Here is a 16,853-nt window from a genome sequence, read left to right on the forward strand (position 1 = left end):
ACAAAACCCCATCTGCTTTCGCAAATGGGGTTCTGGAATTTAATCTTGACGATGACCTACTCTCACATGGGGAAACCCCACACTACCATCGGCGATGCATCGTTTCACTTCTGAGTTCGGGATGGGATCAGGTGGTTCCAACGCTCTATGGTCGTCAAGAAATTCGGGTACCGAACCGTGGCCAGGGGCCGCGCTTCAGCTAATCAGGTATGTGATCAGGTGTTTCGTGCTTGTGTGCTGCAAACTTTCGGTGCGTGTCGTCTTCACAGTCACCGCAATCTGTGCTCGTCCGAGTCGCAGATTGCTTGGGTGTTATATGGTCAAGCCTCACGGGCAATTAGTATTGGTTAGCTCAACGCCTCACAGCGCTTACACACCCAACCTATCAACGTCGTAGTCTTCGACGGCCCTTCAGGGAACTCAAGGTTCCAGTGAGATCTCATCTTGAGGCAAGTTTCCCGCTTAGATGCTTTCAGCGGTTATCTTTTCCGAACATAGCTACCCGGCAATGCCACTGGCGTGACAACCGGAACACCAGAGGTTCGTCCACTCCGGTCCTCTCGTACTAGGAGCAGCCCCTCTCAAATCTCAAACGTCCACGGCAGATAGGGACCGAACTGTCTCACGACGTTCTAAACCCAGCTCGCGTACCACTTTAAATGGCGAACAGCCATACCCTTGGGACCGGCTTCAGCCCCAGGATGTGATGAGCCGACATCGAGGTGCCAAACACCGCCGTCGATATGAACTCTTGGGCGGTATCAGCCTGTTATCCCCGGAGTACCTTTTATCCGTTGAGCGATGGCCCTTCCATACAGAACCACCGGATCACTAAGACCTACTTTCGTACCTGCTCGACGTGTCTGTCTCGCAGTCAAGCGCGCTTTTGCCTTTATACTCTACGACCGATTTCCGACCGGTCTGAGCGCACCTTCGTACTCCTCCGTTACTCTTTAGGAGGAGACCGCCCCAGTCAAACTACCCACCATACACTGTCCTCGATCCGGATGACGGACCTGAGTTAGAACCTCAAAGTTGCCAGGGTGGTATTTCAAGGATGGCTCCACGCAAACTGGCGTTCACGCTTCAAAGCCTCCCACCTATCCTACACAAGCAAATTCAAAGTCCAGTGCAAAGCTATAGTAAAGGTTCACGGGGTCTTTCCGTCTAGCCGCGGATACACTGCATCTTCACAGCGATTTCAATTTCACTGAGTCTCGGGTGGAGACAGCGCCGCCATCGTTACGCCATTCGTGCAGGTCGGAACTTACCCGACAAGGAATTTCGCTACCTTAGGACCGTTATAGTTACGGCCGCCGTTTACCGGGGCTTCGATCAAGAGCTTCGCGTTAGCTAACCCCATCAATTAACCTTCCGGCACCGGGCAGGCGTCACACCCTATACGTCCACTTTCGTGTTTGCAGAGTGCTGTGTTTTTAATAAACAGTCGCAGCGGCCTGGTATCTTCGACCGGCATGAGCTTACGGAGCAAGTCCTTCACCCTCACCGGCGCACCTTCTCCCGAAGTTACGGTGCCATTTTGCCTAGTTCCTTCACCCGAGTTCTCTCAAGCGCCTTGGTATTCTCTACCCAACCACCTGTGTCGGTTTGGGGTACGGTTCCTGGTTACCTGAAGCTTAGAAGCTTTTCTTGGAAGCATGGCATCAACCACTTCGTGTTCTAAAGAACACTCGTCATCAGCTCTCGGCCTTGAAACCCCGGATTTACCTAAGATTTCAGCCTACCACCTTAAACCTGGACAACCAACGCCAGGCTGGCCTAGCCTTCTCCGTCCCTCCATCGCAATAACCAGAAGTACAGGAATATTAACCTGTTTTCCATCGACTACGCTTTTCAGCCTCGCCTTAGGGACCGACTAACCCTGCGTCGATTAACGTTGCGCAGGAAACCTTGGTCTTTCGGCGTGGGTGTTTTTCACACCCATTGTCGTTACTCATGTCAGCATTCGCACTTCTGATACCTCCAGCAAGCTTCTCAACTCACCTTCACAGGCTTACAGAACGCTCCTCTACCGCATCACCCGAAGGTGATACCCGTAGCTTCGGTGCATGGTTTGAGCCCCGTTACATCTTCCGCGCAGGCCGACTCGACTAGTGAGCTATTACGCTTTCTTTAAAGGGTGGCTGCTTCTAAGCCAACCTCCTAGCTGTCTAAGCCTTCCCACATCGTTTCCCACTTAACCATGACTTTGGGACCTTAGCTGACGGTCTGGGTTGTTTCCCTTTTCACGACGGACGTTAGCACCCGCCGTGTGTCTCCCATGCTCGGCACTTGTAGGTATTCGGAGTTTGCATCGGTTTGGTAAGTCGGGTGACCCCCTAGCCGAAACAGTGCTCTACCCCCTACAGTGATACATGAGGCGCTACCTAAATAGCTTTCGAGGAGAACCAGCTATCTCCGAGCTTGATTAGCCTTTCACTCCGATCCACAGGTCATCCGCTAACTTTTCAACGGTAGTCGGTTCGGTCCTCCAGTCAGTGTTACCTAACCTTCAACCTGCCCATGGATAGATCGCCCGGTTTCGGGTCTATTCCCAGCGACTAGACGCCCTATTAAGACTCGCTTTCGCTACGCCTCCCCTATTCGGTTAAGCTCGCCACTGAAAATAAGTCGCTGACCCATTATACAAAAGGTACGCAGTCACCCAACAAAGTGGGCTCCCACTGCTTGTACGCATACGGTTTCAGGATCTATTTCACTCCGCTCTCCGCGGTTCTTTTCGCCTTTCCCTCACGGTACTGGTTCACTATCGGTCAGTCAGTAGTATTTAGCCTTGGAGGATGGTCCCCCCATGTTCAGACAAGGTTTCTCGTGCCCCGTCCTACTCGATTTCATTGACAAGAGATTTTCGCGTACAGGGCTATCACCCACTATGGCCGCACTTTCCAGAGCGTTCCGCTAATCTCAAATCAACTTAAGGGCTGGTCCCCGTTCGCTCGCCACTACTAAGGGAATCTCGGTTGATTTCTTTTCCTCAGGGTACTTAGATGTTTCAGTTCCCCTGGTTCGCTCCATGCACCTATGTATTTAGTGCAAGGTACCTAGGTTATCCTAGGTGGGTTCCCCCATTCAGACATCTCCGGATCACAGTCTGTTTGCCGACTCCCCGAAGCTTTTCGCAGGCTACCACGTCTTTCATCGCCTCTGACTGCCAAGGCATCCACCGTATGCGCTTCTTCACTTGACCATATAACCCCAAGCAATCTGGTTATACTGTGAAGACGACATTCGCCGAAAGTTTGCATTCACAAACTTTACCTTAGCCTGATCACCACCAGTGAAAGTGGATCACAGTCTATCTTTCTATCACATACCCGAATTTTTAAAGAACGATTCTGACAAAGATCAGAAATCAACATTCCGCCTTCTTGCGAGGCAAATGCTCATTTCTAAGCTCTACACAGGACAACTGTCTGTACCGCGGTACCACCGAACACCGGTAATGGTGGAGCCAAGCGGGATCGAACCGCTGACCTCCTGCGTGCAAGGCAGGCGCTCTCCCAGCTGAGCTATGGCCCCGTATCGCTACAGGGTGCACCGGTAATTGGTGGGTCTGGGCAGATTCGAACTGCCGACCTCACCCTTATCAGGGGTGCGCTCTAACCAACTGAGCTACAGACCCAATCGTCTTCTTCAATGAATCAAGCAATTCGTGTGGGAACTTGCGAAGAAGCTGAGTCTTCGATTAAGGAGGTGATCCAGCCGCAGGTTCCCCTACGGCTACCTTGTTACGACTTCACCCCAGTCATGAATCACACCGTGGTAACCGTCCTCCCGAGGGTTAGACTAGCTACTTCTGGTGCAACCCACTCCCATGGTGTGACGGGCGGTGTGTACAAGGCCCGGGAACGTATTCACCGCGACATTCTGATTCGCGATTACTAGCGATTCCGACTTCACGCAGTCGAGTTGCAGACTGCGATCCGGACTACGATCGGTTTTGTGGGATTAGCTCCACCTCGCGGCTTGGCAACCCTCTGTACCGACCATTGTAGCACGTGTGTAGCCCAGGCCGTAAGGGCCATGATGACTTGACGTCATCCCCACCTTCCTCCGGTTTGTCACCGGCAGTCTCCTTAGAGTGCCCACCATAACGTGCTGGTAACTAAGGACAAGGGTTGCGCTCGTTACGGGACTTAACCCAACATCTCACGACACGAGCTGACGACAGCCATGCAGCACCTGTCTCAGTGTTCCCGAAGGCACCAAACCATCTCTGGTAAGTTCACTGGATGTCAAGGCCTGGTAAGGTTCTTCGCGTTGCTTCGAATTAAACCACATGCTCCACCGCTTGTGCGGGCCCCCGTCAATTCATTTGAGTTTTAACCTTGCGGCCGTACTCCCCAGGCGGTCAACTTAATGCGTTAGCTGCGCCACTAAAATCTCAAGGATTCCAACGGCTAGTTGACATCGTTTACGGCGTGGACTACCAGGGTATCTAATCCTGTTTGCTCCCCACGCTTTCGCACCTCAGTGTCAGTATGAGCCCAGGTGGTCGCCTTCGCCACTGGTGTTCCTTCCTATATCTACGCATTTCACCGCTACACAGGAAATTCCACCACCCTCTGCCCTACTCTAGCTTGCCAGTTTTGGATGCAGTTCCCAGGTTGAGCCCGGGGATTTCACATTCAACTTAACAAACCACCTACGCGCGCTTTACGCCCAGTAATTCCGATTAACGCTTGCACCCTCTGTATTACCGCGGCTGCTGGCACAGAGTTAGCCGGTGCTTATTCTGTCGGTAACGTCAAAATTGCAGAGTATTAATCAGCAACCCTTCCTCCCAACTTAAAGTGCTTTACAATCCGAAGACCTTCTTCACACACGCGGCATGGCTGGATCAGGCTTTCGCCCATTGTCCAATATTCCCCACTGCTGCCTCCCGTAGGAGTCTGGACCGTGTCTCAGTTCCAGTGTGACTGATCATCCTCTCAGACCAGTTACGGATCGTCGCCTTGGTGAGCCATTACCTCACCAACTAGCTAATCCGACCTAGGCTCATCTGATAGCGCGAGGTCCGAAGATCCCCCACTTTCTCCCGTAGGACGTATGCGGTATTAGCGTCCCTTTCGAGACGTTGTCCCCCACTACCAGGCAGATTCCTAGGCATTACTCACCCGTCCGCCGCTGAATCAGGGAGCAAGCTCCCTTCATCCGCTCGACTTGCATGTGTTAGGCCTGCCGCCAGCGTTCAATCTGAGCCATGATCAAACTCTTCAGTTCAATACTGCAATCGGGTTTTGAGAAAACCCTATAAACTTGGCTCAGCAATCGTTGGTTAAACCATGATTTCTCGTGGAGTAACTTGCGTTGCTGATAATCTTGCGACTTCAGTCTTACGACACAAGCACCCACACGAATTGCTTGATTCAGTTGTTAAAGAGCGGTTGGTTAAGAGCCTTTCGCCTCAACCGAGGCGCGCATTCTACAGCGTCCTCATCATCTGTCAAGCGGTTATTTTCAGAAGTTTTCAAAGTTTCCTTTGCAACTTCAACCACTTGCGCTTCGTTCGACTTGGCGTCTCACGTCAGCGGGAGGCGAATTCTACAGCGTTACAATCTGCTGTCAACCACCTTTTTCACCGCTGCCGATTCAGTGACCTGAATCGAAGCCCCTCCGCGCTGCTTACTTCGTCTAACTCGTTGAATCTCAAGGAGTTTTCCGTTTCGCCTGCGCCGGAAGTGGGGCGAATTATAGAGACATTGAGAGGGGCGTCAACCCCTAATTTCATTAAATTGTCATATCGGTCAAAAATCAGCTGATAAGCGAAAAGGCGAACCTTGCAGCCCACCCCTTCGCGCGTAATTAAAGACTTGGGAAAGCAAACTGCGAAGCCTCGTGGCTGGCCCGCTGCGGCCAGCGCTGGGTGATGGCCTTGCGACGGGTGTAGAAACGCACGCCATCCGGACCGTAAGCATGCAAGTCGCCGAACAGAGAACGTTTCCAGCCGCCAAAGCTGTGGTAAGCCACCGGCACAGGCAACGGCACATTGACGCCGACCATGCCTACCTCGATCTCATCGCAGAACAGCCGGGCGGCCTCACCGTCGCGGGTGAAGATGCAGGTGCCGTTGCCGTATTCGTGATCGTTGATCAGCTGCATCGCCTGCTCAAGACTGTTGACCCGGACGATGCAGAGAACCGGACCGAAGATCTCTTCCTTATAGATACGCATCTGCGGGGTGACCTGATCGAACAAGCATCCGCCCAGGAAGAAACCCTCTTCGTGACCTGAAACAGTCAGACCCCGACCGTCGACGACCAGCTTTGCACCCGCCGCCACGCCGTCTTCTATATAGCCGCTGACTTTATCCCGATGCTGACCGGTCACCAGTGGTCCCATGTCGAGGCCACAGCTGGTGCCTGCGCCAATTTTCAACGCCTTGATCTGCGGAACCAGTTTGGCTACAAGTGCATCAGCAACCTGATCGCCCACGCAAACGGCGACCGAAATAGCCATGCAGCGCTCGCCGCACGAACCGTAGGCCGCGCCCATCAATGCACTGACCGCATTGTCGAGATCGGCATCTGGCATCAGCACCGCGTGGTTTTTGGCGCCGCCGAGTGCCTGAACACGCTTGCCGCGCGATGTCGCTTCCTTATAGATGTACTCGGCGATCGGCGTGGAGCCGACGAAGCTGAGCGCTTTGACCTCTGGCGCCTCGATCAGTGCATCGACCGCTGTCTTGTCGCCGTGCACGACGTTCAGGACGCCCTTGGGCAAACCTGCCTCATGCAGCAACTGAGCGATCAGCAGCGTCGAGCTTGGATCGCGCTCGGACGGCTTGAGGATAAAGCAGTTGCCACAGGCGATCGCCAATGGGTACATCCACAGTGGCACCATGGCCGGAAAGTTGAACGGTGTGATTCCCGCCACGACACCCAGCGGCTGGAAGTCGGACCAGGCGTCAATGTTCGGGCCGACGTTGCGGCTGTACTCACCCTTCAGAATCTCGGGCGCGGCACTGGCGTACTCGACGTTTTCGATCCCACGCTTCAATTCGCCGGCAGCATCTTCCAGGGTCTTGCCATGTTCTTCACTGATCAACTGAGCGATGCGCGCTTCGTTCTGTTCCAGCAGTTGCTTGAAGCGAAACATGACCTGGGCGCGTTTGGCAGGTGGCGTGTTGCGCCATGCCGGGAAAGCCGCCTTGGCCGAATCGATCGCCTGCTGCACGGTTTCGCGACTGGCCAACGGGACCTTGTGAATCGCCTGTCCGGTGGACGGATTGAACACGTCGGCGGTGCGACCGGTGTCGCTGACCAGTTCGCCGTGAATCAAGTGTTGAATGTTGCTCATGGGTTAACTCCGCAAAAGGGTGCTCGCAGGCGCAGCCTGAGCCGCGCCTGTTGATAAGTCAGGTAGGTCAGTCGATCTGGTTGAGCGCTTCGCCGACCGCATCGAACATGCGGTCCAGATCCTGAGGTTTGCTGTTGAACGTTGGCCCGAACTGCAGCGTGTCACCACCGAAGCGGACATAGAAACCGGCTTTCCACAGTTTCATCGCGGTCTCGAACGGTCGAACGATTGCGTCTCCATCGCGGGCCGCAATCTGAATCGCACCTGCCAGGCCGTAGTTGCGAATGTCGATGACATTTTTGCTGCTTTTAAGACCGTGCAGCGCATTCTCGAAATGCGGCGCGGTCTCAGCGACTTGCTGCACCAGATTTTCACGCTTGAGGATATCCAGCGCCGCCAGCCCCGCAGCGCAAGCGACCGGGTGTGCGGAATAGGTATAACCGTGGGGAAATTCGACCGCGTATTCAGGAGTCGGCTGGTTCATGAACGTCTGGTAGATCTCGCTACTGGCGATCACTGCGCCCATCGGAATGGCGCCATTGGTCACCTGCTTGGCGATGCACATCAGGTCAGGGGTCACCCCGAAACTGTCTGCGCCGAACATCGAGCCGGTACGACCAAAGCCCGTGATTACCTCGTCGAAGATCAGCAGGATATTGTGCTGGTCGCAGATTTCACGAAGGCGTTTGAGGTAGCCCTGTGGAGGCACGATGACGCCAGCAGAGCCAGCCATGGGCTCGACGATCACGGCTGCGATGTTGGAAGCGTCGTGCAGTTCGATCAACTTGAGCATCTCGTCTGCCAGCGCGATGCCGCCCTGCTCTGGCATCCCCCGGGAATACGCGTTGCTTGCCAGCAATGTGTGAGGCAGATGATCGACATCCATCAGTTGACCGAACATCTTGCGGTTGCCGTTGACGCCGCCCAGGCTGGTGCCCGCAATGTTCACGCCGTGATAACCCCGGGCGCGCCCGATCATTTTCGTCTTGGTCGCCTGACCTTTCAGGCGCCAGTAAGCGCGAACCATCTTGACCGCTGTGTCGGCACACTCCGAACCCGAGTCGGTATAGAACACATGATTCAGGTTGCCCGGCGTCAACTCAGTGATTTTCTCAGCCAACTGGAATGACAACGGATGGCCGAACTGGAAAGCGGGCGAGTAATCGAGAGTACCCAGTTGCCTGGACACGGCTTCCTGGATTTCCTTGCGTGTGTGACCCGCGCCGCAGGTCCACAGACCTGAGAGGCCATCGTAAATCTTGCGCCCCTTGTCGTCAGTCAGATAGCTGCCTTCGGCAGCCACGATCAGTCGCGGATCACGCTGGAAATTGCGATTGGCCGTGTAGGGCATCCAGTGAGCATCGAGTTTCAACTGACTGGCCAGCGACATATCGGACGATTCGGGCATGTTCATCGGAATAACCTCACAAGGACGTGGGTGGCCTGTCTTCATTCCCTTGAAACAGGATCGGGAAGCAGTGCCGGTTGCAGCTACGTTGCCACGGGCATAAAGTCTGGAAAATCCTGCTTTTATGATCTTTAGTTGGCTGACTACTAAACTATGAGTACTCGACGTTCCGATCCGCTGGCACAAGTCAGTGATTTTGATATCCGCCTGCTGCGCATCTTTCGCAGCGTCGTCGAGTCGGGCGGTTTCTCCGCAGCCGAAAGTGCGCTGGGGATTGGCCGATCCGCGATCAGTCAGCAAATGAGCGATCTCGAACAACGCTTGGGACTTCGTCTCTGTCAGCGTGGGCGAGCGGGGTTTTCCCTGACAGAAGAAGGTCGTGAGGTGTATCAGTCATCGCTCCAGCTGCTCAGCGCACTCGAGAGTTTTCGTACGGAAGTAAACGGTCTTCACCGACACCTTCGAGGCGAGCTGAACATCGGCCTGACTGACAATCTCGTGACCCTCCCTCACATGCGCATCACCCACGCGCTTTCACAGTTGAAAGAGCGCGGGCCGGACGTGCACATCAATATCCGGATGATCGCCCCCAACGAGGTCGAGCAAGGTGTGCTCGACGGTAGCCTGCATGTGGGTGTCGTGCCTCAGGCCAGCGCGCTGTCGGGTCTGGAGTACCAGCCGCTGTATAGCGAACGCTCGCTGCTGTATTGCGCAGTGGGTCATCCCTTGTTCTATGTGGATGACGCCCAACTGGACGATGAGCGGATCGCGGATCAGGAGGCAATCGCTCCGACATTTCGACTTCCTGCAGAGATCCAGGCGCACTATCAGGCGCTCAAATGCACGGCCAGTGCTTCGGATCGGGAAGGCATGGCATTTCTCATCCTGACGGGGCGTTACATCGGCTACCTGCCAGATCACTACGCGACATTCTGGGTTCAGCAAGGCCGACTGCGGCCGCTCAAACCGCGCACGCGCTTTTATGATCTGAGTCTGGTGACCGTCACCCGCAAAGGGCGTCGCCCTCATTTGGTGCTGGAGAGCTTTCTTGAAAGTCTGGCTGCGACACGATGAGGCCTGCGAGCGCGAACAGCGTCAGCAGACAGTGCCATCGAGATGACGCCTTTATTAGATAACTAATTGAAATAGCTGGTAATAACGAGAGTCGTGAACCGACTACCTGATCATTTGGACAGGTTTTTGCAATACGAGTCAGGTTGGCGCCGTTCATGCCGCGTCGACTTGGCCCACCACAGAAACCGAGAGCACGACATGCAGCCTGATGCGCCAGAGAATAACGACCTGATCTACGGACTGAATGATCGTCCCCGCCCGGCGCCCGCCACACTGGCTGCGATTCAGCATGTGCTTGCGGCATTCGTCGGCATCATTACACCGCCATTGATCATCGGCTCAGCCTTGGGCCTGGGTGCGTATCTGCCCTACCTGATCAGCATGGCACTGATGGTTTCTGGTGTAGGCACATTCATCCAGGCGCGTCGTCCGTTCGGAATCGGCGCCGGCATGATCTGCCTCCAAGGCACCAGCTTTGCGTTCCTGGGGGCAGTGCTGTCAGCAGGCTTCATGGTCAAGGCGCGCGGCGGCAGTCCGGAGGACATCATGGCTATGGTGTTCGGGGTGTGCTTCTTCGGTGCGATTGTGCAAATCGTGCTTAGCCGGTTCATCGGACAGCTTCGTCGGGTCATCACGCCGCTGGTCACAGGCATCGTCATTACATTGATCGGCGTGAGCCTGATCAAGGTCGGCGTCACGGACCTGGGCGGTGGCTTCAACGCACCGGATTTCGGCGAGCCGCGCAACCTGCTGCTCGGTACGTTCGTGCTGCTCGTAATCATCCTGCTCAACCGTTCGAATACACCCTGGATTCGCTTGTCAGCCATCATCATCGGCCTGGCGGTCGGCAGCATCGCGGCCTGGTTTTCCGGAAAGCTTGCGCCGCAGGCCATCGGCGACGTTGCGCTGATCAGTGTTCCGATCCCCTTCAAGTTCGGATTCAGCTTTGACTGGGCAGCTTTCCTGCCCGTTGCGCTGATTTATCTGATCAGCAGCATTGAGACCGTTGGCGACCTGACCGCCAACTGCATGCTGTCTCGCGAGCCCATCAAAGGCCCCAGCTATATCGCTCGTTTGAAAGGCGGCGTGCTGGGCGATGGCGTGAGTTGCATGATCGCGGCGACATTCAGCGCGTTCCCCAACACGACATTCGCCCAGAACAATGGAGTTATTCAACTGACGGGCGTGGCCAGTCGGTACGTGGGTCTCTACATCGGACTGATCCTGTTTTTGCTCGGACTTTTCCCTGTCATCGGCGCGATTCTTCAGCAGATTCCCAAGCCGGTGCTGGGCGGGGCGACGCTGGTGATGTTCGGCAGCGTGGCCGCGGCGGGTGTGCGCATCCTTGCCCAGTCGCCGCTGGACCGACGCAGCATGTTGATCATCGCCACTTCGTTCGGTGTCGGGCTGGGTATCGCCGCCCAACCGACGTTGCTCCATCATTTGCCGCAATTGGTGCAGAACCTGTTTGACTCCGCGATCACCAGCGGCGGGCTGACCGCGATCGTCATGAGTCTGTTGCTGCCGGAGAAGAAGGAGGCCAGCGCTGAAAAAAAGCAGGAACTTGAAGCGTTCGAGCATTAATTTGCATCGCAGGCGCTTGTCGGATCGACGCGGGTGCGTTATCTGTTCACCGCGTCGCACACAATGATCCGTCTGGAAACGCACATGACCCTTGAAGTCCCTGCTCACAGCGCCAGCGCCACGAAACCGGCCAGCCGTATTCGTCAGAAGAACGAAGAAGCGATCATGAAAGCCGCCGAGGACGAGTTCGCTCGCCACGGTTTCAAAGGCACCAGCATGAATACCATCGCGCAGAACGCCGGTCTGCCGAAAGCCAATCTGCATTATTACTTCACCAACAAGCTGGGGCTGTACATCGCGGTCTTGAGCAACATCATTCAGTTGTGGGACAGCACGTTCAACAACCTGAAGGTCGACGATGACCCGGCTCAGGCGCTGACTCAGTACATTCGCGCCAAGATGGAGTTTTCTCGCCGCCAGCCGCAGGCGTCGCGGATCTTCGCCATGGAAATCATCAGCGGTGGCGAGTGCCTCAACGAATATTTCAGTCAGGATTATCGACAGTGGTTTCAGGGCCGGGCGGCTGTGTTCCAGGCGTGGATCGATGCCGGAAAAATGGACCCCGTGGACCCGGTGCATCTGATTTTCCTGCTGTGGGGCAGCACTCAGCACTACGCGGATTTCGCCACTCAAATCTGTCAGGTGACAGGCCGCAGCCGTCTGACCAAGCAAGACATGGAAGTGGCAGGTGATAACCTGATTCGCATCATTCTCAAAGGCTGCGGGCTGACGCCGCCAATCTGAAGCCTCAACGAACGCCAGCTGGACACATCGATGCCCTCAACCCTTATCGGTCCATGCGAATTTCGCGAAGAGATTCGCAAGAGCCGCTTCATCACCCTCGCCGCGCCTATAAACAGCCCCGCCGACGCGCAGGCGTTCATCGAACAGCACAGCGACTTGAACGCCACGCACAATTGCTGGGCCTGGAAACTCGGCGCGCAATACCGCAGCACCGACGACGGCGAACCGGGCGGCACTGCCGGCCGACCGATTCTGGCGGCTATCGAATCGCAGGATTTCGATCAAGTGGTGGTGCTCGTCATTCGCTGGTATGGCGGCATTCAACTGGGTACCGGCGGGCTTGCCCGGGCCTACGGCGGCGGAGCGAACAAGTGCTTGCAACAGGCTGACCGTCGCGCCTTGGTCAATCGGGTTGAAGTGACGTTTGACTGTTCGTTCAGCGAATTGGCGTTGGTGAAATTGCGCCTTTCTGAACTCGACGGGCGGATGGAGGGAGAAGACTTCACCGCCGTCGGTGTGGACCTGAAGGTTGCGCTGGCCCCCGAGCACATAGACACCTTTCAACGTCAGCTTTCGGATATCAGCCGTGGGCGCATCGTGCTGCATCGGCCTGACATCGACCGACATATCTGAACACGTTGCCCACATCTACTGTGCACCTGCCTGTGGACAAGCTGAGCACATCCCGGCGCAGGCCTTGATCCACATGGGCTGCACAGTGATGATCATTTTTTGATCAATCGCACCCTGCGCAGAATAATTCGGCCGGAAAACAGTGAGTTAGGTCGCCTTATCACGACTAGATCCTAGGGCGAGGTCGCTTATACCGCGGTTTTCAGCTTGCGCACATTAACTGTGGAGCATCCTGTGGATAACACGTGCAAGGTTGTCCACAGCCCCGGGAATACCTCGCCTGCACGGGTTTGGTCATTTTTCATACAAATTAATTGAACCTTTGTGACAATCGCTTACAGCCCCGTCGGGCAGGGCCTCCAGCAGCGTCAGTCGACTGTCGAGAGCTTCCTTCAGGAAAATGTTTACTCACTGACCGCCAATCCATCTGTTACGTTGCGACACCTCAGCTTCACCTCATGGAAGCCGACTGACGCGAGCCAGAAAAACCAAATTCCTTCTGGCGTGCGCGGTCCACTCTGAGAGCACAGTGGTTTCGTTCTTCAAGGAGTTTAAATATGTCTGCCAAGAAAACTGCACTGATCATCGGTGCGTCTCGGGGCCTGGGCCTGGGACTGGTAAAGCGCCTGACCGAACAAGGTTGGGACGTCACTGCGACCGTCCGTGACCCGCTCCATTCGGACGCCTTGAAGGCAGTACCTGGCGTCCACGTCCAGACACTGGATATGGACGAGCAATCCTCGCTGGAAGTGCTGACGCACAACTTGAAAGACCAGACCTATGACCTGCTGTTCGTGAACGCCGGGATCAGCGGTCCGAAACATGACAATCCCACCGACGCCACTGCGGGCGAGCTGGGCCAGCTGTTCCTGACCAATGCTGTCGCGCCGATTCGACTGGCCAAGCGCTTCGTCAACCATATCCGTCCAGAGACCGGCGTCATCGCGTTCATGAGTTCGGTCCTTGGCAGCGTAACCATGCCGGATGCACCGGAAATGGCCCTGTATAAAGCCAGCAAAGCCGCGTTGAATTCGATGACCAACACATTCGTGACGCAACTGGGTGAAAACAAGCCCACCGTTCTGTCGATGCACCCGGGCTGGGTCCGCACTGACATGGGTGGCGAAGGTGCGGACATCGACGTGCAGACCAGTGTCAACGGCATGGTGGAGCAGCTCGAGCGTTTTGCGGGCAAGGGTGGACACCATTTTGTGAACTACAAAGGTGAGACGATTCCCTGGTAATCGTTGCCGATTGGACGGAGCGGTTCAGTGCTTAAGGGCCGCTCCCCTTCAAAAATGGCGGTGCTCAACGCTTGATCGAAGTGCGCACCCCTTCTAGAATTCCCACCCTCGCCACGCGCATCATCCGACGCCGTAGCGACCCTGGATCAGCAGACAGGGCAAAACTGAGCTGGCGACCTGAACCCACTTTCAGAGGAGCCGGCACCATGCCCGCGATCCGTATCTGGTTGAAAAATCCCCTCGCTGTGTTCACTGCCAACGATCTCGACGCCCAAGGTGGCGTGGTCGTGGAAAACGGCGTGATCGTCGAAATGCTTGCCACAGGCCAGGCGCCCTCGCAGCCTTGCGATGAAATCTTCGACGCCCGCGAACATGTGCTGCTGCCGGGCCTGATCAACACGCATCATCACTTCTATCAGACGCTGACCCGCGCATGGGGTCCGGTGGTCAACCAGCCGTTGTTTCCCTGGCTCAAAACCCTCTATCCGGTCTGGGCGCGTCTGACGCCGGAAAAGCTGGCGCTGGCAAGCAAAGTGGCGCTGGCGGAACTGTTGCTGTCCGGTTGCACCACTGCCGCTGACCATCATTACCTGTTTCCCGACGGGCTGGAAAACGCGATCGACGTACAGGTCCAGAGCGTGCGGGAACTGGGCATGCGGGCGATGCTCACGCGCGGCTCGATGAGTCTGGGTGAAGCGGACGGTGGCCTGCCGCCTCAGCAAACCGTGCAGCAGGGGCATGTGATTCTCGAGGACAGCCAGCGTCTGATCGAGACCTATCACGAGCGCGGCGACGGCGCCCGGATTCAGATCGCCCTGGCGCCCTGCTCGCCGTTTTCCGTCACCACGCAAATCATGACCGAAAGCGCGGCCCTGGCCGAACAGCTGGACGTGCGGCTGCATACACACCTGGCCGAGACGCTGGACGAAGAAGACTTCTGCCTGCAACGGTTCGGCCTGCGCACAGTGGATTATCTGGAAAGTGTCGGCTGGCTGGGCCCACGCACCTGGCTCGCTCACGGGATTCACTTCAATGAGCAGGAAATCGCCCGACTGGGCAACGCGGGCACGGGTGTCTGTCATTGCCCGACCTCGAACATGCGACTGGCTTCCGGCATCTGCCCGACACTGGATCTGATCGCCGCCGGCGCGCCGCTGGGTCTGGGCGTGGATGGATCGGCGTCTAACGATGCATCCAACATGATGCTCGAGGCCCGGCAGGCGCTGTATCTGCAACGACTGCGCTACGGCGCTGAACGGATCACACCGCAATTGGTGCTGGGATGGGCGAGCAAGGGGTCGGCGCGGCTGCTGGGGCGCAGCGATATCGGCGAACTGGCGGTCGGAAAACAAGCAGATCTGGCGCTGTTCAAACTCGATGAACTGCGTTTCTCCGGCAGCCATGACCCGGTCTCGGCGCTTCTGCTGTGCGGCGCGGACCGGGCAGATCGCGTGATGATCGGCGGTCAATGGCGCGTGATCGACGGCCAGGTCGAAGGGCTGGACGTCGCAGGCCTGATCGCCGATCACCGACAGGCAGCGGCAGCATTGATCCAGGGTTGATGGCGGAAACCTTGAAGCCGCTGCAGATTTGCCAGCGTTCGCAATCGCTGGCAAATCGGCCGCGTCGTCACAGCCCCAACAGCGACAGCATCACGAACGTGGCAAACAGTACGAAGTGAGTCATGCCTTCGATGGCGTTGGTTTCGCCGTCGTTGAGGTTGATCGCACTGACCAGCAACGTGACGAATATCATCAGCGTCTGGACCGGCGTCATCGCCATCTGGAACGGCTGACCGGTATAGAGCGCCATCGCTTCCATGACCGGGACCGTCAGGATGACCGTCGACAGCGAAGCCCCCAGTGCGATGTTGACCACCGACTGCATGCGGTTGGCCAATGCCGCGCGCAAGGCCGTGAGAATTTCAGGCGCCGCCGAGATCGCGGCCACCAGGATCGCCGTCATTACCGGCGGCGCGCCGCTGCCCTCCAGCCCCAGATCGACGGTCTTGGACATCACCTCGGCCAGCGCGCCGATCACGACGACGCCAAAGACCAGCGTACCGATCGAAAACGCCAGGTTGACCGGCTCACTGTGCTGCTCGGGCTGGTCCTTGCGGCGTTTCTTATCCGGGTAGCTGTAACTGAAAAAATAACTGTGCGGCCCCACCTGCATGCGCAGGAACAGGCCGTACAGCACGATCATCGCGCCGATGGTGAATGCCGAGTAGACCTTCCAGTTGGATTCGGGAATGAACTCCGGCACGACCATCGACACTGCCATCGCGGTCAGGATCATTACGCTGTAGGACCGCGCGGAGTCATCGTTGTAGGACTGCTCGCCATGCTTGAGCCCGCCCATCAGCGCGGCCAGTCCGAGAATCCCGTTGATGTCGAGCATGACAGCCGAGTAAATCGTGTCGCGTACCAGCGTCGGCGAAGGCTCGTTGCTCATCATGATTGCCAGGATGACCACTTCCACCAGCACTGCCGACAGCGTCAGGATCATCGTGCCATAGGGATCGCCGACCTTTTCCGCCAGCAATTCGGCGTGGTGAGCGACGCGCATCGAGGCACAGATGATGAACCCCACCAGCGCCACACCCGCCAACAACGCGACCGTGTGCCCATTACTGAGCAGAACGTGTTCCAGCGGATAGGCGATGCACGTTGCGATGATCGCCAGTAGTAGAAATTTTTCCTGCTTGAGAATCGTGCCCATCGCTGCCTTTATCCCTGCGACCGATGCCGCACGTCCATGAAGTATTCCGGATTGAAGCCGTTGAGAGTGCTGATTGTAAATAAAGGTTTCACAGCGACGCCCGGATGTTCGGAGGTCTTTTGTCG

9 protein-coding genes, 2 tRNA genes and 3 rRNA genes are annotated in these 16,853 nt (G+C 56.5%); 6 read left to right on the plus strand and 8 right to left on the minus strand.

The genetic code is table 11. From position 1 onward, the window contains the following. Positions 1-43: 43 nt before the first annotated feature. The 7 genes from rrf to AAGQ88_RS22390 form a co-directional block, all read right to left on the minus strand. Positions 44-159: ribosomal RNA gene (gene rrf / locus AAGQ88_RS22360) — 5S ribosomal RNA — on the minus strand. Positions 160-316: 157 nt separating this feature from the next. Next, a 23S ribosomal RNA gene (locus tag AAGQ88_RS22365) occupies positions 317-3,208 on the minus strand. A gap of 256 nt (positions 3,209-3,464) precedes the next feature. Further along, positions 3,465-3,540: transfer RNA gene (locus AAGQ88_RS22370), tRNA-Ala, on the minus strand. Between the two features lie 26 nt (positions 3,541-3,566). Then, positions 3,567-3,643 (minus strand) — tRNA-Ile (locus AAGQ88_RS22375). 64 nt (positions 3,644-3,707) lie between these two features. Beyond that, positions 3,708-5,244 (minus strand): 16S ribosomal RNA (locus AAGQ88_RS22380). Together the 16S, 23S and 5S rRNA genes with 2 tRNA genes alongside form the textbook arrangement of a ribosomal RNA operon. A gap of 582 nt (positions 5,245-5,826) precedes the next feature. Next, entirely contained in the window at positions 5,827-7,320 is a 1,494-nt protein-coding gene (locus AAGQ88_RS22385) for a CoA-acylating methylmalonate-semialdehyde dehydrogenase (RefSeq protein WP_342653605.1), read from the minus strand. 67 nt (positions 7,321-7,387) lie between these two features. After that, entirely contained in the window at positions 7,388-8,734 is a 1,347-nt protein-coding gene (locus tag AAGQ88_RS22390; RefSeq protein WP_342653606.1) for an aspartate aminotransferase family protein, read from the minus strand. 147 nt (positions 8,735-8,881) lie between these two features. Between AAGQ88_RS22390 and AAGQ88_RS22395 the strand changes: the two genes are divergently transcribed. The 6 genes from AAGQ88_RS22395 to AAGQ88_RS22420 all read left to right on the plus strand — a co-directional run bounded on the left by AAGQ88_RS22395 (position 8,882) and on the right by AAGQ88_RS22420 (position 15,569). After that, entirely contained in the window at positions 8,882-9,802 is a 921-nt protein-coding gene (locus AAGQ88_RS22395; RefSeq protein WP_285424977.1) for a LysR family transcriptional regulator, read from the plus strand. Positions 9,803-10,000: 198 nt separating this feature from the next. Next, positions 10,001-11,386 carry a nucleobase:cation symporter-2 family protein gene (locus AAGQ88_RS22400; protein WP_342653607.1) on the plus strand — a complete coding sequence of 462 codons (1,386 nt, stop codon included), beginning with the start codon at positions 10,001-10,003 and terminating at the stop codon, positions 11,384-11,386. A gap of 84 nt (positions 11,387-11,470) precedes the next feature. Then, positions 11,471-12,130 (plus strand): TetR/AcrR family transcriptional regulator, encoded by a 660-nt coding sequence (locus AAGQ88_RS22405; protein ID WP_285424979.1) that lies wholly within the window; start codon positions 11,471-11,473, stop codon positions 12,128-12,130. Between the two features lie 30 nt (positions 12,131-12,160). After that, positions 12,161-12,763, plus strand: a complete 603-nt coding sequence (locus AAGQ88_RS22410; RefSeq protein WP_342653608.1) for a YigZ family protein — start codon at positions 12,161-12,163, stop codon at positions 12,761-12,763. Between the two features lie 557 nt (positions 12,764-13,320). Next, the gene (locus tag AAGQ88_RS22415; protein ID WP_285424981.1) at positions 13,321-14,007 is read left to right on the plus strand and encodes an SDR family oxidoreductase; all 687 of its coding nucleotides are present in this window, start codon (positions 13,321-13,323) and stop codon (positions 14,005-14,007) included. Between the two features lie 206 nt (positions 14,008-14,213). Beyond that, the gene (locus AAGQ88_RS22420) at positions 14,214-15,569 is read left to right on the plus strand and encodes an 8-oxoguanine deaminase (RefSeq protein WP_342653609.1); all 1,356 of its coding nucleotides are present in this window, start codon (positions 14,214-14,216) and stop codon (positions 15,567-15,569) included. Positions 15,570-15,636: 67 nt separating this feature from the next. On the opposite strand, the gene AAGQ88_RS22425 is transcribed toward AAGQ88_RS22420, so the two are convergent. Continuing rightward, the gene (locus tag AAGQ88_RS22425) at positions 15,637-16,728 is read right to left on the minus strand and encodes a calcium:proton antiporter (RefSeq protein ID WP_285424983.1); all 1,092 of its coding nucleotides are present in this window, start codon (positions 16,726-16,728) and stop codon (positions 15,637-15,639) included. Between the last annotated feature and the right edge of the window lie 125 nt (positions 16,729-16,853).

Origin of the sequence: Pseudomonas sp. F3-2 (assembly GCF_038804275.1) — a bacterium.
In the GTDB taxonomy this organism is placed as follows: Bacteria; Pseudomonadota; Gammaproteobacteria; order Pseudomonadales; family Pseudomonadaceae; genus Aquipseudomonas.